The following is a 19,979-nucleotide window of genomic DNA, read 5'->3' as shown; positions in this document are numbered from 1 at the left end:
GGGATCGCGTCGCGCCTTGTCGTCTTCGTCGAGCTATCCGGACCCAGGGATATCGACTATGACCGCAATCGACGTTTCAGCCATCCCCACCCGCCCTCGGCGGCGTATTCCTGCGTTCCTGCCCTATGTGCTGATCGCGCCCTCCGTCATCCTGCTGCTGGCGCTCATCGCTTTTCCGCTGCTCTTCGCCCTCAAGAACAGCTTCTATTTCTGGAACCTGCAGATGAGCCCCACGCCGATGGGCTACATCGGCGGCGGCAATTACCAGATGGCGTTCTCCAACTCCTTCTTCCTGGGAGCGCTGTGGAACACGCTCGCTCTGACGCTGGTGGGCACGGCCATCGAGTTCTGCCTTGGCCTGGCCATCGCGCTCCTGCTGGTGAAGCAGCTGCCGGGCCTCAATGTCGCACGGGCGCTGCTGATCATGCCCACCACCATCGCCCCGATCGTGGTGGGCTTCCTGTTTCGCTACATGTACGACCCCAATGGCGGCCTCATTCCCTGGCTGCTCTCCTCTTCCGGCATTCCCCTGCCGCCCCAGGGACTGCTCGGCTCCGGCAGCACGGCGCTGTGGGCCATCCTGTTCGCCGACATCTGGGAATGGACGCCCTTCTTCGCCATCGTGCTGTATGCCGGCCTGCTCTCGGTTCCATCGGACATCATCGAAGCGGCGCGGCTCGACAAGACCTCGCCCTGGGCCATGCTGATGCGCATCAAGCTGCCGCTGATCCGCAAGACCGCGCTGATCGTGGTGATGCTGCGCTTCATGCAGCTCTTCAACACCTTCGATCTCGTGCTGGTGCTGACCAAGGGCGGCCCGGGTTCCTCCTCCCGCACGCTGGGCTACAGCCTCTATCAACAGGGTCTGGTCGACTTCAATATCGGGCTCTCCAGCGCCATGACCTGGATGATGGTCATCATCGTTAACGCCATCATCGGGCTCTTCGTGTTCTTCGCCTTCAATGATCTGGATTGACCATGGCCAGGGGAAAACGACTTGCCGGCCATGCCATGAGCTACGCGCTCACCTTCCTGCTGCTGGCCTTCTTCATCGGACCGATCCTGTGGTTCGCCTTGCTGGCGATCCGCCCGCCCGAGACTTTCTTCACCATGCCGCCGGTGGTGGTCTTCAAGCCGGACTGGGATTCGCTGCACTACACCTTCGGCGATCCCGGCAACAACCTGCCCCAGCTCGGCAACAGCCTCATCGTCGCCATCGGCGCCGTGCTCCTCAACCTGCCCTTCTCGCTGCCGGCGGCCTATGCGCTGTCGCGCTTCCGCATCCGCGGGCGCAAGAACATCATGCTCTGGTATCTCGGCCTGCTGATGGCCCCGCCGGTTGCCTTCCTCATCCCCTATTCGATCCTGGCGAGCTCGGTCGGCCTCAAGGGCAGCTATTTCTCCATGATCCTGATCCTGCAGACGCTGACCATCCCCTTCTCGATCTGGCTGATGAAGAGCTTCATCGACGAGGTGCCGATGGAGATCGAGGAGGCTGCCCGCGTCGATGGCGCCAAGACCCCGGCAATCATCCTCAGGATCGTGCTGCCGCTGGTCAGGCCCGGCATCATCGTGACATCGATGTTCGCCTTCGTCTTCGCCTGGAACAATGCCGCCTTCCCGCTGGTGCTGGCCAACCGCGCCACCGCCACCCTGCCTGTCGGCACGCTGCAATATTTCGGCACGGCCGGCGTCACCTGGGGCTTCATCGGCGCAGCGGCGCTCGCGGCCATGGTGCCCCCGATGATCATCTTCCTCGCGCTCGACCGCTATGTCGTGCGCGGCCTCACCTTCGGTTCAGTCAAAGGATAATCTGTTGATGTCTTCTCACAAGTCCGCCCGTTTTGGGGTCGTCGGCGCCGGCCTTTGGGGCTCCTTTCATTGCAAGACGCTGAATGCCATTCCGGGTGCCGAGCTCGCGGCCGTATGCGATCTCGATTCCGGGCGTGGCGCACAGATGCAGCGCGAGTTCGGGGCGAAGAAGGTCTACCAGGATTTCCGCGATCTCGTCGCCGATCCCGATGTCGAGGCTGTCACGGTGGCGACCCCCGATTTCGCCCATGCCGACATCGTGCTGGCGGCGATCGAGGCCGGCAAGCATGTGATGAGCGAAAAGCCGCTGGCGACCACACTCGCCGAGGCCGAGAAGATCGCCAATGCAGCCGCCCGGAGTGGCGTGAAAGTGATGGTAGACTTTCATAACCGCGTGAACCCAGCCGTGCACGCCGCGAAGGAGACTATTGCGTCGGGCGAGATCGGCAAGGTGCTGCATGCCTCAGCGCGGCTCTCCAACACGGTGTTCGTGCCCTTCGAACTGCTGTCCTGGGCCAGCAAATCCTCGGCGCTTTGGTTCCTCGGCAGCCACTCCGTCGATGCTCTCCGCTTCATGCTCGATGCCGAGGTCGTCAAGGTGCAGGCCATGGTGCGCCGCGGTTATCTCGCATCGCAGGGCGTCGATACCGCCGACGTGCATGTCTCGCTACTGGAGTTCGACAATGGCGCCGTCGCCACGCTCGAGAACAGCTGGGTGTTGCCGCGCGACCTGCCGCTGGTGTTCGACTTCCGCGCCGAGATCGTCGGCGAGAAGGGTTCGCTGCAGCTCGACACCGCCCAGAACGGCACTTTCCGCAAATATGCCGGGGCGGGCCTCAAGACGGCCGACCTGCTCGGCGTCACACCGGCCGCCGGGGGGCGGATCGGGGGTTTCGTGATGGAAGCCATCGCCCGCTTCGTCGACGCGGTGACTACCGGTGCACCCGTGCTGGCCGATGCGGAGGACGGGCTCGAGGTGACGCGCGTGCTGGCGGCGATCGAGAAGGCGGCGGCCAGCGGGAGCACCGTGACGCTGGCGAAATAACAGTTGGACGAAGGTGGGGTGTCTTGAAGACGGTGTGCAACGCCAGCGTTTCATCTCGCCCGATCGTTCCTATGCTCCCTCTATTTCTTCAGACGAAAGGCGTCCTCTGAATGGCAACGCTCTCCTTCAAATCCGTCGGCAAGCGCTTTGCGGATGGCACGCTGGCTCTCGCCAATGTCGATCTCGATGTCCGGGATGGCGAGTTCCTGGTGCTGGTCGGCCCATCGGGCTGCGGAAAATCCACTTTGCTGCGCAGTGCCGCCGGGCTGGAGGACCTGTCGAAGGGGCGCGTGCTGATCGGCGGGCGTGATGTCACCGATGCCGATCCGGGCGACCGCGACGTCGCCATGGTGTTCCAAAACTATGCGCTCTACCCGCACATGGACGTTTACGAGAACATGGCCTTCGGCCTGGGGCAGCGCAAAGTGCCGGCCACCATGATCAGGGAGAAGGTGGAGAAAGCCGCGCGCATTCTCGACCTCAGCCATCTCCTCAGGCGCAAGCCCGGCGCGCTCTCGGGCGGCCAGCGCCAACGGGTCGCCATGGGCCGGGCCATCGTGCGCGACCCGCAATGCTTCCTGATGGACGAGCCGCTCTCCAATCTCGACGCCAAGCTGCGGGTGCAGATGCGCGCCGAATTGAAGCTTCTCAACGCCCAGCTCGGCGTCACCACGCTCTATGTCACGCATGACCAGGTCGAGGCGATGACCATGGGCGACCGCGTGGCCGTGCTAAGACCCGTGAGCGCGGAGGGCGAGAGCAATCTGCAGCAATGCGCCCCGCCGCGTGAACTCTATGAGAACCCGGTGAACCTCTTCGTCGCTGGCTTCATTGGCTCGCCCTCGATGAATTTCTTCCAGATGCGTCTGGGCGAGGAGAATGGTGCGGCTTTTGCCGCGATCATCGGCTCCCCGCTGCGCCTGCCCATCGGCGCCGACGTGCTGGCCGCGAACCCGAAGCTTGCAAGCTGGAAGGAGCGCGACATCATCCTGGGACTGCGCCCCGAGGCCTTCCGTCTGCCGGCGCTCCCCGGCCAGGGCGTACCCGTGGAGGTGCTACTCACCGAAATGACCGGAGCCGACGCCTATCTCTTCTTCGATCTTCCGATCGCTTCGGCGGTGGCGGGCGCGAGCAAGTCCTCGACCGGCTCGGAGGCCTCCATCACGCACGCCAACCGCATTACCGCCCGCGTCGAGCCGGCTCGCCTGCCCGAGCGCGGTGACAGCATCGAGCTAGGCGTCGACATGACGCAGGCCCGGTTCTTCGCGCCGGATACAGGGCTGGCGATACGCTAGAGCAAAATGCGTTCGGGCAGCAGCGAATTTTGATATTAACTTACTGGTATTAAAAGCATTTTGCGATTCTTGGTGATTCGATCTGATCGTGAAGCGCTCGGGCGCGGAAAGCTCCCGGCGTGCTGTTTGACACTGAGACGCCAGCACACCTCGCTATGCTGCTCCCCGGTACAACATGGGGGTTGCACATATGACCTATTCAAGCCAACCGGCGCTGAACACCTATCAAAAGTCCGAGGGGCCCGTCGGCATCGGCGGCTGGTTGATCCTGCCGATTCTGCATCTTTGCGGTGCGATCATTCTGACGCTCCACAATCTCTATGGCATCGTCTCCGAATGGACCGGGATCAAGGCCATCATCGAGGGTGGCAACGACAAGCTGGTGGCGCTGCGGCTGCCGCTGGCGATATCTTCCATCCTGGGTATCGCGGTCTTGATCCTTGCATGCATCTGCCTCCACCGGCTTTTTGCCCGTTCCCCCACAGTGCCCAGGCTGATGACGTTCTTTTATATGGGCATGGTGGTAGCGACGCTCGGTGATGTTGCTGCCGACAACATGATGTCCAGCATAGTTGGCTCGAGCACCGACCCGGACAATTTCCTGGATGTGCTGCGCGTCGTCATCGCAGCCGCTATCTGGATCCCCTATTTCCACCGCTCGCGCCGCGTTGCCAACACCTTCCGCGCCCGCGAAGCCGCGGTGGACAGGAAGATCGGCGAGGTTTTCTGACCTTCACCTCACGCTGTCGTGCCAGCCCCACTGGTCCGCCAGCGCCAGGCATTCCTGCCAGGGCGCCACGGCATCGCTGGTGGTGACGGAGCGCAGGGATGCCGCCGCAGCGGCATGGGCGAGGGCGAGGCAGCGCTTCAGCTCCCAGCCTTCGTGGACGCCATAAAGGAAGCCGGCGGCGAAGGCATCGCCTGCGCCGTTGGCGCCGGCCACCGCCTCTTTGGGCACGCGCACCGAGGGTTGCGTGATCACATCCCCCTCACGCGTGACGGCAATGGCACCCGCAGGAAAATGCGCGGCCACAACTCGGCAGGTGCCCTCGGCCAGCACCTTTTTCGCAGCAGCGATACAGGCGCTGACCACCGTCCGGTCGTCGCGCACCGTCTCTTCGCTGCCGATCGAGCCGATCTCGCTGTCATTGACGACCAATAGGTCGAGATACGGCAGAAGGGGGCGTACCAGTTCCCGTAGCCGCGCGGGCGAGGCGCTGGCAAGTTCGAGATTGGTGACGAGGCCGGCCTCGCGTGCCTTGCGCAGCACGGTCAGCCAGCCATTTGCATCACCGTTCCAGGGCTGGTCCATGCGCTTGTGCACACCTGGCAGGCCGAGATGCAGGATCCGGCCCTTGGTATCCGTGAAATCGAAATGATCCGGTGTGAGAAGGGCGCCGGCGCCGGTGCTGTAGATGTGCGTGCGCCGGCCGGAACGCTGCGAGGTATAGGCATCCGTGTGGATGGTGCGTGCCTCGCGCGTCATCTGCAGCTGGCGCCTGACGATGCCATAGCGATCGGCCTGGGCATAAAGAAGCCGGCCATCCTCGTCGTCACCGATGAGGCCCATGGTCTCGACCCAGATGGCGGGATCCAGGCGCTTCATGTCGATGGCGAGATTGCAGCCCGAGCCGCCGCCCCGATATTCCTCATGCAGGATCTCTGCGAGCCCGTCCTCGCCCGGCCAGAACTCCACCAGCTTGTTGCCGTCGACACACCAGGTTCCGGCGGTGATGATTCCGGAACGTATGCCTGCCAATTCCCCGTCTTGCATTTCCTCGACCCGTGATTGGCCGCTCCTCTGGGGGATCGATCATATAAATCGATTCATCAAAGACGGCGCCTATTTGTGGTTAAACAAAACAATCATTCGCGCCGCTTTGCAATGGCTGTGATGCCGGGGCCGCTGGATAGGTTGCGGCATCATGTCCGCCGTTCTGCCCGTTCCGAAAATGCCCGCGTGATTTGCAGAAGCGCTTAATAAATGCCCTGACATTTCCCAACGTCATCGTAATTCTCTGGACAATTTTATTTTCGCCATCCTGCAACCTATCTTCGCTGTTGCGGTTGACCACAAGCGATGGCAGGTCACGAGACGGATGGTTCGGGCATCAATGCCCGGGCGGCCGGCTCGCGCGAGTCGTGCGTAAGACAGCACCGGCCGCAGCCCTCATCCCGCTGCCGCCGGCAAATTGGAGTTGAGTGCAATGGGCGGAGAATCCCTTCTTGTCTTCCTTATCGTCGGCATCATTGCCGGCTGGCTCGCGGGCCTGATCATGAGCGGCGGCGGCTTCGGCCTGATCGGCGACCTTGTCGTCGGCGTGATCGGTGCGTTTATCGCCGGCTATCTGATCCAGCCGCATCTTCATATTGACCTCGGCAATATGTGGATCAACAATATCCTGTACGCCGTGATCGGCGCCATCATTCTGCTGTTCGTCCTGCGCCTCTTCAGACGGGCTTGAGCGCCACTTCGCAGGAAAGATGAACGGAAAATGAACGGCCAGGACGGGAAAAATTCAGCTGCCCTGGTTTACTACTTGACTCTAAGTAATATTTGAATCCAGGGGCCCGGAACCCTCCCCTTGGAGAAGTAGGGTGTATCGTCAGGTATGCTTTGGGTTTGACGGGGGCGATTTTGACCGAATGGACCGCACTTGCCATCGCAAGTGCGGGGATGAGGACGCAAGCGTTGCCGCTTGCTACGAAATCCGATGCACCAGTCGGCCACAAGCGCCCCGCCGCGGAGCGGTGAGGCGAAGAATGGCCAACTGCAGCGTCGCAGCACTCGCCAGGACACAAGTCTTGGCGTCGCGCCGCTCCTCCCATTTGGCTTTTTGGACCTCATGAAACTCCAATCCATACCTGACGATACGCCTTAGGACAGGTTCCGATTTCAAGGAGCAGTTCCATGTTTCGTAAGATTGCGTTGGCTGCGTTGGCGGCCTTGACGTTGGGGAGCGCGGCGATCGCGACCTCCGCTCCTGCAGACGCCCGCCCGTACTACTATCGCGGCGGCGGCTGGCATGGCGGCTGGGGTCATCGTCATTGGGGCGGTGGCGGCTGGGGCTGGGGTGCAGCCGGTCTGATTACCGGCCTGGCCGCAGCGCCACTCCTTTATGGTGGCTACGGCTCCGGCTATGGCTATGGCGCCGGCTATGGCTACGACCCCGGCTATTATGGCTATGACGACGGCTATTACTACGATGCGCCGGCGTGCGGCTGGCGTCGCGTGAGTATCCGAACCCCCTATGGCTGGCGCATCGCCCGCGAGCGGGTCTGCTACTGAGCCGCATAGGACCTGGACCATAAGCTGTCGACGCCTGATCGCGTTCGATGGTCTGATTGAAAACCCCTGTTGCCCCGGGCATCAGGGGTTTTGCATGTGTGCCTTTCATGAGCACTGCTGATTTAATCGAAAGCGACGCGTGACGGCACCCCTTTCAATAGAAAGTTTCTATCGATCGACGGAAATTGCGTCTTGATCGTGTAGCGGCATGCGCGCATTTTTTGCTTTCTAGAATAAGTCGAAAGAGAGCGGCATGCCGGCCCACGAGGATTGGAATACCACACGTGCCGCTGAACTTATCGCGGCAAGCCAGACCCTAGAGGGGCCGCTTCTGCCGATCTTGCACTCCTTCGTGGAAACCTTCGGATATGTGCCCGAGCCCGCCGAGCCGATGATCGCCGAAGCGCTGAACCTCTCGCGCGCCGAAGTGCATGGCGTCGTTACCTTCTATCATGATTTTCGCCGCGAGCCCGGGGGCGACCATGTCGTCAAGCTCTGCCGCGCCGAGTCTTGCCAAGCGGCCGGCTGCGACGCTCTCGCCGACCACCTCACCGAAAAGCTCGGCATCGCCTTCGGCGAAACCACCAAGGACGGCCGCGTGACGCTGGAGCCGATCTATTGCCTCGGCCTGTGCTCGGTCTCACCGGCCGCGATGATCGACGGCCGCCTGGTGGCCCGGCTCGATGCCAAGAAGCTCGACAAGGCTCTCGGCCATCTCGACGGAGTGTCGCAATGAGCCTCCTCGTCTACGTTCCCCGCGATGCGGCTGCCGTCGCCTGCGGCGCCGACGAGGTGGCAGCCGCCCTCAAGGTCGCGGCCATCGCGGCCAAGCTCGATATCGAGATCGTCCGTAACGGCTCACGCGGCATGGCGTGGCTGGAGCCGCTCGTCGAGCTGGCGACGCCGGAAGGGCGCATCGGCTATGGTCCGGTCGAGCCCGAGGATGCCAGCAGCCTGATCGCTGCCTTTGCCGGCGACGGCGCCCACAAGCTTCGCGTCGGCAAGCCCGAGGAGTTGCCTTTCCTCAAAAAACAGACCCGTCTCACCTTTGCCCGCGTCGGTATCGTCGATCCCCGTGACCTCGACGACTACAAGGCTCATGGTGGGCTCAAGGGCCTCGAAAAAGCCATCGCGATCGGTCCGGCCGCCATTGTCGAGGAAGTCACCAAATCCGGCCTGCGCGGCCGTGGTGGGGCGGGCTTTCCCACCGGCATCAAGTGGAAGACCGTCGCCGACGCGAAAGTCAATTCCAAGGACCCCGGGCCGCGGAAATACATCGTCTGCAACGCCGACGAAGGCGACAGCGGCACCTTCGCCGACCGCATGCTGATGGAGGGCGATCCCTTCTGCCTGGTCGAAGGCATGGCCATCGCCGGCGTCGCCACTGGTGCCACCAAGGGCTATGTTTACATCCGCTCCGAATATCCCCATGCGATCACGGCGATGAACACGGCGATCGAAAAGGCGCGCCGTGCCAATGTGCTGGGCAAGGGCATTCTCGGCTCGGCGCATGATTTCGACATGGAGGTGCGAGTCGGCGCCGGCGCCTATGTCTGTGGCGAGGAAACCTCCCTGTTGGAGAGCCTGGAGGGTAAGCGCGGCACGGTCCGTGCCAAGCCCCCGCTCCCCGCGCATAAGGGCCTGTTCGGCAAGCCGACCGTGATCAACAACGTGCTCTCGCTTGCCACCGTACCGGTTGTCCTGGCCGACGGCGCCGAGGCTTATCGCAATTACGGCATGGGCCGTTCGCGCGGCACGATGCCGATCCAACTCGCCGGCAACATCAATTATGGCGGCCTGTTCGAGACCGCCTTCGGCATCACGCTCGGGGAACTCGTCGACGATATCGGCGGCGGCTGTTCCACCGGCCGGCCGGTGCGAGCGGTGCAGGTGGGCGGCCCGCTCGGCGCCTATTTCCCCCGAGCGCTCTTCGACATGCCCTTCGACTATGAAGCCTTCACGGCCAGGGACGGGCTGATCGGCCATGGCGGCATCGTGGTGTTCGACGATACCGTCGACATGCGCCGCCAGGCCCGCTTCGCCATGGAGTTCTGCGGCATCGAGAGTTGCGGCAAGTGCACGCCCTGCCGCATCGGCGCGGTGCGCGGCGCCGAGACGATCGACAAGATCATCGCCGGCAAGGACGTCGCGCGCAATATCGCCGTCGTGGAGGATCTCTGCCAGACGATGAAGTTCGGCTCGCTCTGCGCGCTGGGCGGCTTCACCCCCTACCCCGTGCTTTCGGCCATCCGACACTTCCCCGAGGATTTCCACGGCGCGCCGCATCGAGTTGCTGCGGAGTAGGTCGATGATGGCGTTGGCGCAAGATCAGCATCGGCGGTTTCTGGCCGCCTTCATGCGACTGCCCCGGCCGGCATTCGCAACTGCCGTTCAATTTCCCCAATTTCGGCGCATAATGCCAATGTGCCCATCCCTTCAATCCGATGGTGAGTTCCATGTCTCTCGTTCATGAAATCGACTACGGCACACCGCTCTCCAAATCGGAAAAGCTGGTCACGCTGACCATTGACGGCCAGGAGATCTCCGTGCCCGAGGGCACCTCGATCATGCGAGCCGCCATGGAGATGGGTACGGAGATTCCCAAACTCTGCGCCACCGACATGATCGACGCCTGGGGCTCCTGCCGCATGTGCCTGGTCGAGATCGAAGGCCGCGCCGGCACGCCCGCCTCCTGCACAACGCCGGTTGCGCCGGGCATCAAGGTCAAGACGCAGACCCAGCGCCTGAAGGAAATCCGCAAGGGCGTGATGGAGCTCTACATCTCCGACCATCCGCTCGACTGCCTGACCTGCGCCGCGAATGGCGATTGTGAGTTGCAGGACGTAGCCGGCGCCGTGGGCCTGCGCGAAGTGCGCTATGGCTATGAGGGCGACAACCATCTTGGCCTCGAGAAGGACACTACCAACCCCTATTTCACCTTCGACACCTCCAAATGCATCGTCTGCTCGCGCTGCGTGCGCGCCTGCGAGGAAGTCCAGGGCACCTTCGCGCTGACGATCTCCGGCCGTGGCTTCGAAAGCCGCGTCTCGCCGGGCATGAACGAGAACTTCTTCGATTCCGAATGCGTCTCCTGCGGCGCCTGCGTGCAGGCCTGCCCCACGGCGACCCTCACCGAGAACAAGGTTATCGAGATCGGACAGCCCGAGCATTCGGTGGTGACGACCTGCGCCTATTGCGGCGTGGGCTGCGCCTTCAAGGCGGAGATGCGCGGCGAGGAAGTCGTGCGCATGGTTCCCTACAAGGACGGCAAGGCCAATCGCGGCCATTCCTGCGTCAAGGGGCGCTTCGCCTGGGGCTATGCTACCCACAAGGAGCGCATTCTCAAGCCGATGATCCGCTCCAAGATCACCGATCCCTGGAAGGAAGTCTCCTGGGAGGAGGCGATCGGTTACGCGGCGTCCGAGTTCAAGCGCATCCAGGGCAAGCATGGCAAGGACTCGATCGGCGGCATCACCTCCTCGCGCTGCACCAATGAAGAGACCTATCTGGTCCAGAAGCTGATCCGCGCCGGCTTCGGCAACAACAATGTCGATACGTGCGCCCGCGTGTGCCACTCGCCGACGGGCTATGGCCTCGGCCAGACCTTCGGCACCTCCGCCGGCACGCAGGACTTCGACTCGGTCGAGGACAGCGACGTCATCATCGTCATCGGCGCCAACCCGACGGACGGCCACCCTGTCTTCGCCTCGCGCATGAAGAAGCGCCTGCGCGAGGGCGCCCGCCTCATCGTCATCGATCCGCGCAAGACCGACATCGTGCGCACGCCGCATGTCGAGGCCGATTACCATCTGCCGCTGCTGCCCGGCACCAATGTCGCCATCCTCACGGCGCTGGCTCATGTCGTCGTCACCGAAGGCCTGGTCGCCGAGGATTACGTGCGCGAGCGCTGCGACTGGGACGAATTCCAGAACTGGGCAAGCTTCGTGGCCGACGAACGCCATTCGCCGGAAGCCGTGGAGAAATACACCGGCGTGCCAGCCGAGCTGGTGCGTGGCGCGGCCCGCCTCTATGCCACCGGCGGCAATGGCGCCATCTACTACGGCCTTGGCGTCACCGAGCACAGCCAGGGCTCGACCACGGTGATGGCGATCGCCAACCTCGCCATGGCGACCGGCAATATCGGCCGCCGCGGGGTCGGCGTGAACCCGCTGCGCGGCCAGAACAATGTGCAGGGCTCCTGCGACATGGGCTCCTTCCCCCATGAGCTGCCGGGCTATCGCCACATCGGGACGGACAGCGTACGCAACATGTTCGAGGAATTCTGGGGCGTGCACCTCGACAAGGAGCCGGGCCTGCGCATTCCGAACATGCTGGATGCGGCCGTCGAAGGCACCTTCCGCGGCCTCTATGTGCAGGGCGAGGACATCGTGCAATCCGATCCCGACACCAAGCATGTCACAGCGGGACTCTCAGCTATGGAATGCGTGGTCGTGCAGGATCTCTTCCTGAACGAGACGGCCAACTACGCCCATGTCTTCCTGCCGGGTTCATCCTTCCTTGAGAAGGACGGCACCTTCACCAATGCCGAGCGCCGCATCCAGCGCGTGCGCAAGGTGATGAGCCCCAAGGCCATCTATGCCGACTGGGAGGTGACGATCCTGCTCGCCGAGGCCATGGGCTTCCCGATGCAGTACGACCACCCCTCGCAGATCATGGACGAGATCGCCCGCCTCACGCCGTCCTTCGCCGGTGTCTCCTATGAGAAGCTGGAGCAGGACGGCTCCGTGCAGTGGCCCTGCAACGACAAGGCGCCCGAAGGCACGCCGATCATGCATATCGACCATTTCGTGCGCGGCAAGGGCCGCTTCATGGTCACCGAATATATCCCGACGGACGAGCGCACCGGCGCCCGCTTCCCGCTGCTGCTCACCACTGGCCGCATCCTGTCGCAATACAATGTCGGCGCGCAGACCCGTCGCACCGAGAATGTGTTGTGGCACGAGGAGGACGTGCTGGAGATCCATCCGCACGACGCCGAGCAGCGCGGCATCCGCGAGCATGACTGGGTGCGCCTTGAGAGCCGCTCGGGCTCGACTTCGCTGCGCGCCACCATCACCGAGCGCGTGGCGCCCGGCGTGGTCTACACCACCTTCCATCACCCCTCGACGCAGGCCAACGTCATCACCACCGACTATTCGGACTGGGCCACCAACTGCCCCGAATACAAGGTGACCGCGGTGCAGGTCATGCCCTCCAACGGCCCCTCGCAGTGGCAGGAGGAGTATGAGGCGATGGCGAAGAATTCGCGGAGGATCGCGGCGGAGTGAGGTTTGGGGTTGGGGCGACTGTTCGGCTGATGTCGCGCTGCCCCTCGCCTCTTATCAAAGGTCCACAACGCCAAAGAACCCATGACGAATGAACCGCTCTCCCCGGCCCGTTTCGTATCGCGCCTTGCCTGGCGCGACGGCGTGCTCACGCCAGGCGAGCGCACCATCCCCGAGGAGACCGCCGTCTCGCTCGTCTATGACGGCGGCTCGCATGCGGTGATGATGGCGAGCCCGTCGGACCTCAAAGATTTCGCCTATGGCTTCTCTCTCACCGAGGGCATCGTCACCTCGCCCGACGACATCGCCGAATTCGAACGCGTGGACTATGACGAAGGCGTCGAACTGCGCATGTGGCTGAAGGGCGATCGCGGCGCCGCGCTCGCTGCTCGCCGGCGCATGCTGGCCGGCCCGACGGGCTGCGGCCTGTGCGGCATCGACAGTCTCAGCGAAGCCCTGCGAAAGCCGCGCGTGATCGAGAGCAACCTCACCTTTTCACCGGCCGATATCGAGGCCGCGCTGGCCTCCCTCACCCCGGCGCAGGAACTGGGCCGTCTCACCCGTGCCGTGCACGCTGCCGGCTTCTGGACGAGGGCCGGCGGGCTGGTGGCGCTACGCGAGGATGTCGGCCGGCACAATGCGCTCGACAAGCTGGCGGGGGCGCTTGCGGGGAACGCGTTTCCCTGGTGCGCGGACGTCTCGTCCGCATCTTCCTCATCCACGCACGCCACGGTTCCAAGAGCGGACGAGACGTCCGCGCACCCGGGAGGCCTGCCAGGCATCCTCGTTCTCACCAGCCGCATCTCCGTCGAGATGGTGCAGAAATCCGCCATGATCGGCGCGCCCGTCGTGGTTGCCGTCTCAGCTCCCACGGCGCTCGCCATCCGCACCGCCGAGGAGGCCGGCATCACCCTGATCGGCGTCGCCCGTTCCGACGGCTTCGAAATCTTCACCCATCCCCACCGCATCGTTCCGGAGAGTCTCGCCGATGTCGCATGACAGTTCGCCCGACAAGCTCGTGCGCATGGCCAACCAGATCGGCAAGTTCTTCGCCTCTCAGGCCGAACCGGTGCGTGTATCAGGCATCGCCGACCACATCAGGAAGTTCTGGGAGCCCCGCATGCGCAACCAGATCTTCGCCCATCTCGACGCCGGCGGCGAGGGCATCGATCCCCTGGTGAAGCAGGCTCTGGAGAGCTTGCGGCAGAAGGCGTAGGCTCCCTGGGATCGCAGGCATCCTTGCCTGCTCTTGGAAGCGATACGCTCTACGATAAGGGAGGAGCAGGCAAGGATGCCTGCGCTCCCAGGAAGGCCCTCATGCCCGATACCATCGTCGACTGGGACAAGCTCGAGCCCCGCACCGTCATTCCGGGCTTCCATGGGCGATTCGCTCACTCCCACACCATGACCTATGTGATGTGGCGGATCGATGCCGGCGCCATCCTGCCGCTGCACGCCCATATGCATGAGCAGGTCGTGCATCAGTACGAAGGCCGCATGGAGTTGACGATCGATGGCGTCACGCATCTGGTGACGCCGGGCATGATGGCGGTCATCCCGCCCAACGCCCCGCACTCCGCGAGGGCGCTGACGGACTGCCGGACCATGGACGTGTTCTATCCCCATCGGGAAGACTATATGGGGACCGGAGCGCCCAGCCTGTTGCAGGCGGCGCTGAAGTAAGGGCCGAGCTGCGCTTAATCCGGCTTGGTTTTCGGCGCTTTACTCGCGTTAACACCCTAGATTCTCTACTTCCGCCTTGCCCCGCCCCTTCCATCTTGATATGGAACCGCCCATCTAACGCTCAGTGGTCTCCTTTATTGAGACCCGCGTTGGGTTCTAGACCCTCTAGACGTTTCTGCTCAGCGGGCCATGCGCCGGCCGGTCGTGCTTTTCACCCGAAACACGCCGCCTGGGTTGCTCCAGCAACCCTGCCGTTCTGCCGAAGCGATGATCAACACAAACCGCCGGCGCCAGGAAACCATATGTCCGTACAAGCCCATAGTGCGATGCGTGAAGACTTTGCCGCCATGCTCGACGAGAGCTTCGGCACCTCTGACATGGCCGAAGGTTCGGTTGTCAAGGGCACTGTCGTCGCCATCGAGAAGGACCTCGCGGTGATCGACGTCGGTCTGAAGACCGAAGGCCGCGTTGCCCTCAAGGAATTCAACGGCCCGGGCCGCGACAGCGCGCTCAAGGTCGGCGATGTGGTCGAGGTCTATCTCGAGCGCATCGAAAATGCCCTCGGCGAAGCCGTCATCTCGCGTGACAAGGCCCGCCGCGAGGAGAGCTGGGTCAAGCTCGAGAAGTCGTTCGAGGCCAACGAAAAGGTCGACGGCGTCATCTTCAACCAGGTCAAGGGCGGCTTCACCGTCGATCTCGACGGCGCCGTGGCCTTCCTGCCGCGCAGCCAGGTCGACATCCGTCCGATCCGCGACGTCACCCCGCTGATGAACGTGCCGCAGCCCTTCCAGATCCTCAAGATGGATCGCCGCCGCGGCAACATCGTCGTCTCCCGCCGCACGGTCCTCGAAGAGAGCCGCGCCGAGCAGCGTCACGAGATCGTCCAGAACCTCGAAGAGGGTCAGGTGGTCGACGGCGTGGTCAAGAACATCACCGATTACGGTGCGTTCGTCGACCTGGGCGGCATTGACGGCCTCCTGCATGTCACCGACATCGCATGGCGCCGCGTGAACCACCCGACGGAGCTTCTGACCATCGGCCAGCAGGTCAAGGTCAAGATCATCAAGATCAACCACGAGACGCACCGCATCTCGCTGGGCATGAAGCAGCTCCAGGCCGATCCGTGGCTGGGCATCGACGCCAAGTATCCGCTGCAGGCCAAGTTCACCGGCCGCGTCACCAACATCACCGACTACGGCGCGTTCGTGGAACTGGAGCCGGGCATCGAAGGCCTGATCCACGTCTCCGAAATGTCGTGGACCAAGAAGAACGTCCATCCCGGCAAGATCGTCTCCACCTCGCAGGAAGTGGAAGTGCAGATCCTCGAGGTGGATCCGGTCAAGCGCCGCATCTCGCTCGGCCTCAAGCAGACCCTGTCGAACCCGTGGGAAGATTTCGCTGACAAGCATCCGAACGGTTCGGTGGTCGAAGGCGAAGTCAAGAACAAGACCGAGTTCGGCCTGTTCATCGGCCTCGACGGCGATGTGGACGGCATGGTCCACCTCTCCGACCTCGACTGGAACCGTCCGGGCGAGCAGGTCATCGACGAATTCCGCAAGGGCGACATGGTCAAGGCCGTGGTGCTCGACGTGGACGTCGAGAAGGAGCGCATCTCGCTGGGCATCAAGCAGCTTGCTGGTGATCCCTTCGTCGATGCGGGCGAGCTGAAGAAGAACCAGGTCGTCACCTGCGAAGTCATCGACGTGAAGGAAGGCGGCATCGACGTCAAGATCACGGGCACCGACCTCACGGCCTTCATCCGCCGTGGCGATCTGGCCCGCGACCGCGCCGACCAGCGCCCCGAGCGCTTCGCTGCCGGCGAAAAGGTCGACGCCCGCGTCATCCAGTTCGACCGCAAGGCCCGCAAGGTCCAGGTCTCGATCAAGGCCCTGGAGATGGCCGAGGAGAAGGAAGCGATCGCCGCTTACGGTTCCTCGGACGCCGGCGCCTCGCTTGGCGACATTCTCGGCGCTGCGCTCCGCGCCCGCACCGAGAAGCGGTAATCCCGGGAGCGCAGGCATCCTGCCTGCCACCGGGAACCACGACGTATCAGATAGGGCGCGACCTTCAGGGTTCGCGCCCTTTTCTTCCTTTGAGATCGGACCATGCGTTTATCTCGGCAAGCGTCACGTTTCCATGCTGGTCCGAACACCGGCACACCGATTGGGGCGCGCCTTCTCGGCGTGCCGGTCTTCAGACCGGCATGGAACCAGCAGCCTCGACAAGCGAGCGCTCATGCGCCGCCCTCTTCCCGGCGCCCTGCCAATATGCCCCGCGAAACGCCCGCGGCGTCAGCCCCCGAACCTGCAGGAACTGCCGGTTGAAATTGGACAGGTTCCGATAGCCGACCTCGTCAGCGATATGCGCGACCGGCCTCTTCGTGCCGATCAGCAGGGCACAGGCCTGGCCGACGCGCAGTTGCATGACGTAATCCATCACCGAAAGCCGGGTGTGGCGACGGAACAGGCGCTGGAAGCCGGAGATGCTGAGGCAGGAGAGTTCGGCAAGGTCTGCGATGCGGATATTCTCATGGTAATGCGCATGAATATGGCCGAGCACACGGTCGATGCGATCCCCGTCGGAAGGCGTCACGGCCGCCGCCTGGAAGGCGGGGCTCGCCAGCCGCTCGGCCTCCCCGTCACGCGCCAAGATCTGCAGGACCTGCATCAGGTTAAGGAGGCGCGCGGCGCTGTCCAGCCCAGGCATGGCCTCGATCAGCGACCGGGCCTGCCGCATCGCCGTACCTGAAAAACGGATGCCGCGCCCGGCCGTGTCCAGCAGCACCCGGACATTGCGCATCTCCACAAAGGTCTGCGTCAGCCCCGCCACCCATTCCGGGCGGAACCACATCACCAGGGCCACATGCGGCGCACCCGCCGCGATCTTATCCTCCGAGAACCAGGTATGCGGCAGGTTGGGGCCGAGCAGCACGAGGTCGCCATCCTCATAGGCGCCGATATGGTCGCCGACGAAACGCCGGCCCCGGCTGTTGGTGGTCAGCGTCAGCTCGAATTCGGGATGGTGATGCCATTCGAAGGGAATGCCTTCGTCGAGCCGGCGGTTGAGCAGCGTCCAGGAGGCATCCAGCGGGATGGTGAGCTTTTCGAGTATAGGCCTCATACGATCATATCTCGATGGCGGCAGTTGGATCTACAACGCCACAATAGTATCAGATCTTGCTACTCCAGGCCAACATGGCGTGGGAGGGCGGTGCTAGTTTCCGGCTATCATGAAACCCGATCAGGAAACGGACATGGCCGAGGCGGCGCTCAAGAAAGACTCTCATCCCATCACCCAGCTCGTCAGCACGCAGTTGAAGGACATCGACAAGAAGCTGCCCCTGCGCGTCTTTTCCAAAGCCGATTGGCAGCACTGGATTACCAAGGGCTACGTCATCCTGCGCCAGGCCGTGCCTTCGGCCAATGTCGAGCGCCTGGTCGATCTGCTCTGGCGCTTCGACGAGAAGGATCCGCGCGATCCCTCGACCTGGTACGCACCCCAGCGCCGCGAGCACAGGATGAAGGAGCTCAACAACACCGGCATGCTGGAGATCTACAACCACCAATATCTGTGGGACAACCGCCAGGAACGGCGTGTCTATGACGCTTTCGTCGATATCTGGGACCGCGAGGATCTGTGGGTGACGATCGACCGCGCCAATCTCAACCCGCCGAAGAAGGTCAGGGGCAATCCCAATGGCTTCATCCACTGGGACGTCGACACCTCCATCCGCCCGCTGCCGATCGGCGTGCAGGGCGTACTCAGCCTGCAGAAGCAGGACGGCGATGTCGGCGGCTTCCAGTGCATCCCCGAACTGTTCCACGGCTTCGAGAACTGGGTGAAGACGCAGCCCGCCGACCGCGACCCCATGCATCCCGACACCACCGGCCTTTCGATCGTCAATATCGAGATGGAGGCCGGCGACATGCTGATCTTCAACAGCCTGCTCGCCCATGGCGTCCGGCCCAACCATTCCGACGGACGCGTGCGCATGGCGCAGTACATCTCGATGCATCCGGCCGAGGAGGATAACGAGGCCGAGCGTGGCGAGCGCATCCATCTGTGGCGCGATCTCGAACACCCCAAGCGCGATGCCTTCCCCGGCGACCCACGCGAGTGGGAAAAGAACAATGCACAGACCGCGAGGCTCAGCCCACTCGGCGAGAAGTTGCTCGGTTGGAAGAGCTGGCGGTAGCAGAGGAGCGCAGAGCTTGAGATTTCAACGTCTGGGGAGACATCGCAGGATTTTTCGCTGCCCCTCTTGCATTGCCTCAACGTTTGGTTGATCGATGGCCCTCGAAACGCCCAGGACGCCGCCCTTCGGCGGGAGATTTGCGGGCATTGGGGAGAAGACTATGCGCATCAACCGTTTGGCGCTCGCGGCCGGTATGGCCCTGGCCTTGATGAGTTCGGTGGCCCTGGCGGCCGACAAGGTGACGGTGGCGGTGACCTCGATCGTCGAGCATCCGGCCCTCAACGCCGCGCGCGACGGCGTCAAGAAGGCCCTGGCGGATGCCGGCTACAAGGAGGGCGAGAACCTTGTCTTCCAGTTCGAGACCGCACAGGGCAACCCGGCCACCGCCGCCCAGATCGCCCAGAAATATGTCGGCGAGAACCCGAATGTGATCGTGCCGATCGCCACGCCCTCGGCCCAGGCCGTGGTCGCGGCGACGCAGGACATTCCCGTCGTCTTCACCGCCGTGACCGATCCGGTCAGCGCCCAGCTCGTCAAGGACCCCGCCCATCCCGGCGGCAATGTCACCGGCGTGTCCGACATGTCGCCGCTGGCCGACCACCTCAAGCTGATCAAGCAGATCGTGCCCGGGGTGAAGAAGATCGGCGTGCCCTATAATCCAGGCGAGAGCAACAGCGCCGTGCTGCTGGCGGCGCTGAAGAAGATGGCACCCGACTCCGGCGTCGAGATCGTCGAGGCTCCGGCCACCAAATCCTCCGACGTGCAGGCCGCCGCGCAGAGCCTGGTCGGCAAGGTCGACGTGATCTATGTGCCCACCGACAACACCATCGTCTCGGCGCTCGAGGCGGTGATCGGTGTCGGCACCGACAACAAGATCCCGGTCTTCTCCGGTGATACCGACAGCGTCAACCGCGGCACCATCGCCTCCGTTGGCTTCGATTATTTCGATGTGGGCGTCCTGACGGGCAAGACCGTGGTGCGCATCCTGAAGGGTGAAAAGCCCGGCGACATCGCTGTGCAGAACCCCACCGGCACCGACCTCTTCGTCAACACCAAGGCCGCCGCCGCCATGGGCGTGACCATCCCGCAGGACCTGATCGCCAAGGCGAAGAAGGTTATTCAGTAAGGGCGCACCTCAATAGAGGGCGCAACGCAAAGCCTCCCCCACGAAGCTGGGGGAGGTGGCATTGCGAAGCAATGACGGAGGGGGTGTGGTCCGCTGCCTCAATCGTCTCTGGATCGAGCGCGGTTATGTCATCCCTTCCCGCGAGGTCCTGCTAGCGGATTACACCCCATCCGACCCGACTTCGTCGGTCCCAGCCCACACAAACTGTGTGGGCGACTTCCCCAGCTTCGTGGGGAAGGCTCAGGTTGC

General features: G+C 63.4%; 18 protein-coding genes. 16 read left to right on the top strand and 2 right to left on the bottom strand.

The genetic code is table 11. From position 1 onward, the window contains the following. Nucleotides 1-58: 58 nt before the first annotated feature. From ACMDCR_RS04890 to ACMDCR_RS04870, 5 genes are all read left to right on the top strand, one after another. Complete coding sequence (locus tag ACMDCR_RS04890) at nt 59-976, top strand: carbohydrate ABC transporter permease (RefSeq protein ID WP_413991441.1); 918 nt, start codon at nt 59-61, stop codon at nt 974-976. A gap of 2 nt (nt 977-978) precedes the next feature. Continuing rightward, complete coding sequence (locus ACMDCR_RS04885) at nt 979-1,812, top strand: carbohydrate ABC transporter permease (RefSeq protein WP_413991440.1); 834 nt, start codon at nt 979-981, stop codon at nt 1,810-1,812. Between the two features lie 7 nt (nt 1,813-1,819). Continuing rightward, entirely contained in the window at nt 1,820-2,857 is a 1,038-nt protein-coding gene (locus ACMDCR_RS04880; RefSeq protein WP_413991439.1) for a Gfo/Idh/MocA family protein, read from the top strand. Nucleotides 2,858-2,967: 110 nt separating this feature from the next. Next, nucleotides 2,968-4,152 carry an ABC transporter ATP-binding protein gene (locus ACMDCR_RS04875; protein WP_413991438.1) on the top strand — a complete coding sequence of 395 codons (1,185 nt, stop codon included), beginning with the start codon at nt 2,968-2,970 and terminating at the stop codon, nt 4,150-4,152. 190 nt (nt 4,153-4,342) lie between these two features. Further along, entirely contained in the window at nt 4,343-4,882 is a 540-nt protein-coding gene (locus ACMDCR_RS04870) for a DUF2569 domain-containing protein (RefSeq protein ID WP_413991437.1), read from the top strand. A gap of 3 nt (nt 4,883-4,885) precedes the next feature. Here the strand turns inward: ACMDCR_RS04870 and ACMDCR_RS04865 are convergent, their stop codons facing one another. Next, nucleotides 4,886-5,911, bottom strand: a complete 1,026-nt coding sequence (locus ACMDCR_RS04865) for a carbohydrate kinase family protein (protein WP_413991436.1) — start codon at nt 5,909-5,911, stop codon at nt 4,886-4,888. A 448-nt stretch (nt 5,912-6,359) separates the two neighbouring features. On the opposite strand from ACMDCR_RS04865, the gene ACMDCR_RS04860 reads away from it, so the two are divergent. From ACMDCR_RS04860 to rpsA, 9 genes are all read left to right on the top strand, one after another. Next, a complete protein-coding gene (locus ACMDCR_RS04860; protein ID WP_413991435.1) occupies nt 6,360-6,617 on the top strand; it encodes a GlsB/YeaQ/YmgE family stress response membrane protein in 258 nt (85 codons plus the stop codon). Between the two features lie 446 nt (nt 6,618-7,063). Next, on the top strand, nt 7,064-7,441 hold the full coding sequence (locus ACMDCR_RS04855; RefSeq protein ID WP_413991434.1) for a hypothetical protein: 378 nt from the start codon (nt 7,064-7,066) through the stop codon (nt 7,439-7,441). A gap of 253 nt (nt 7,442-7,694) precedes the next feature. After that, nucleotides 7,695-8,177 (top strand): formate dehydrogenase subunit gamma, encoded by a 483-nt coding sequence (locus tag ACMDCR_RS04850; protein WP_413991433.1) that lies wholly within the window; start codon nt 7,695-7,697, stop codon nt 8,175-8,177. Beyond that, entirely contained in the window at nt 8,174-9,745 is a 1,572-nt protein-coding gene (locus ACMDCR_RS04845; protein WP_413991432.1) for a formate dehydrogenase beta subunit, read from the top strand. Before ACMDCR_RS04850 ends, ACMDCR_RS04845 begins: the two co-directional genes overlap by 4 nt. Nucleotides 9,746-9,897: 152 nt before the next feature. Further along, the gene (gene fdhF, locus ACMDCR_RS04840; RefSeq protein WP_413991431.1) at nt 9,898-12,729 is read left to right on the top strand and encodes a formate dehydrogenase subunit alpha; all 2,832 of its coding nucleotides are present in this window, start codon (nt 9,898-9,900) and stop codon (nt 12,727-12,729) included. A gap of 81 nt (nt 12,730-12,810) precedes the next feature. After that, a complete protein-coding gene (locus ACMDCR_RS04835) occupies nt 12,811-13,725 on the top strand; it encodes a formate dehydrogenase accessory sulfurtransferase FdhD (protein ID WP_413991430.1) in 915 nt (304 codons plus the stop codon). Continuing rightward, complete coding sequence (locus ACMDCR_RS04830) at nt 13,715-13,942, top strand: formate dehydrogenase subunit delta (protein ID WP_284316090.1); 228 nt, start codon at nt 13,715-13,717, stop codon at nt 13,940-13,942. The genes ACMDCR_RS04835 and ACMDCR_RS04830 overlap by 11 nt, the downstream gene beginning before the upstream one ends. A gap of 101 nt (nt 13,943-14,043) precedes the next feature. Beyond that, on the top strand, nt 14,044-14,409 hold the full coding sequence (locus tag ACMDCR_RS04825) for a cupin domain-containing protein (protein WP_413991429.1): 366 nt from the start codon (nt 14,044-14,046) through the stop codon (nt 14,407-14,409). 302 nt (nt 14,410-14,711) lie between these two features. After that, nucleotides 14,712-16,412 (top strand): 30S ribosomal protein S1, encoded by a 1,701-nt coding sequence (rpsA, locus tag ACMDCR_RS04820; protein ID WP_413991428.1) that lies wholly within the window; start codon nt 14,712-14,714, stop codon nt 16,410-16,412. 190 nt (nt 16,413-16,602) lie between these two features. Here the strand turns inward: rpsA and ACMDCR_RS04815 are convergent, their stop codons facing one another. After that, the gene (locus ACMDCR_RS04815) at nt 16,603-17,529 is read right to left on the bottom strand and encodes a helix-turn-helix domain-containing protein (protein ID WP_413991427.1); all 927 of its coding nucleotides are present in this window, start codon (nt 17,527-17,529) and stop codon (nt 16,603-16,605) included. A gap of 133 nt (nt 17,530-17,662) precedes the next feature. Here ACMDCR_RS04815 and ACMDCR_RS04810 point away from each other — a divergent pair, with 133 nt between their 5' ends. Both ACMDCR_RS04810 and ACMDCR_RS04805 read left to right on the top strand, forming a co-directional pair. Further along, nucleotides 17,663-18,604 carry a phytanoyl-CoA dioxygenase family protein gene (locus ACMDCR_RS04810; RefSeq protein WP_413991426.1) on the top strand — a complete coding sequence of 314 codons (942 nt, stop codon included), beginning with the start codon at nt 17,663-17,665 and terminating at the stop codon, nt 18,602-18,604. 160 nt (nt 18,605-18,764) lie between these two features. Beyond that, the gene (locus tag ACMDCR_RS04805; protein ID WP_413991425.1) at nt 18,765-19,730 is read left to right on the top strand and encodes an ABC transporter substrate-binding protein; all 966 of its coding nucleotides are present in this window, start codon (nt 18,765-18,767) and stop codon (nt 19,728-19,730) included. Nucleotides 19,731-19,979 lie beyond the last annotated feature (249 nt).

The sequence above is a fragment of the Labrys okinawensis genome, assembly GCF_047345005.1.
In the GTDB taxonomy this organism is placed as follows: domain Bacteria; phylum Pseudomonadota; class Alphaproteobacteria; order Rhizobiales; family Labraceae; genus Labrys; species Labrys okinawensis.
The sequence above is the reverse complement of the archived record's forward strand: the minus strand, read 5'-3'. Positions and strand labels throughout refer to the sequence as shown.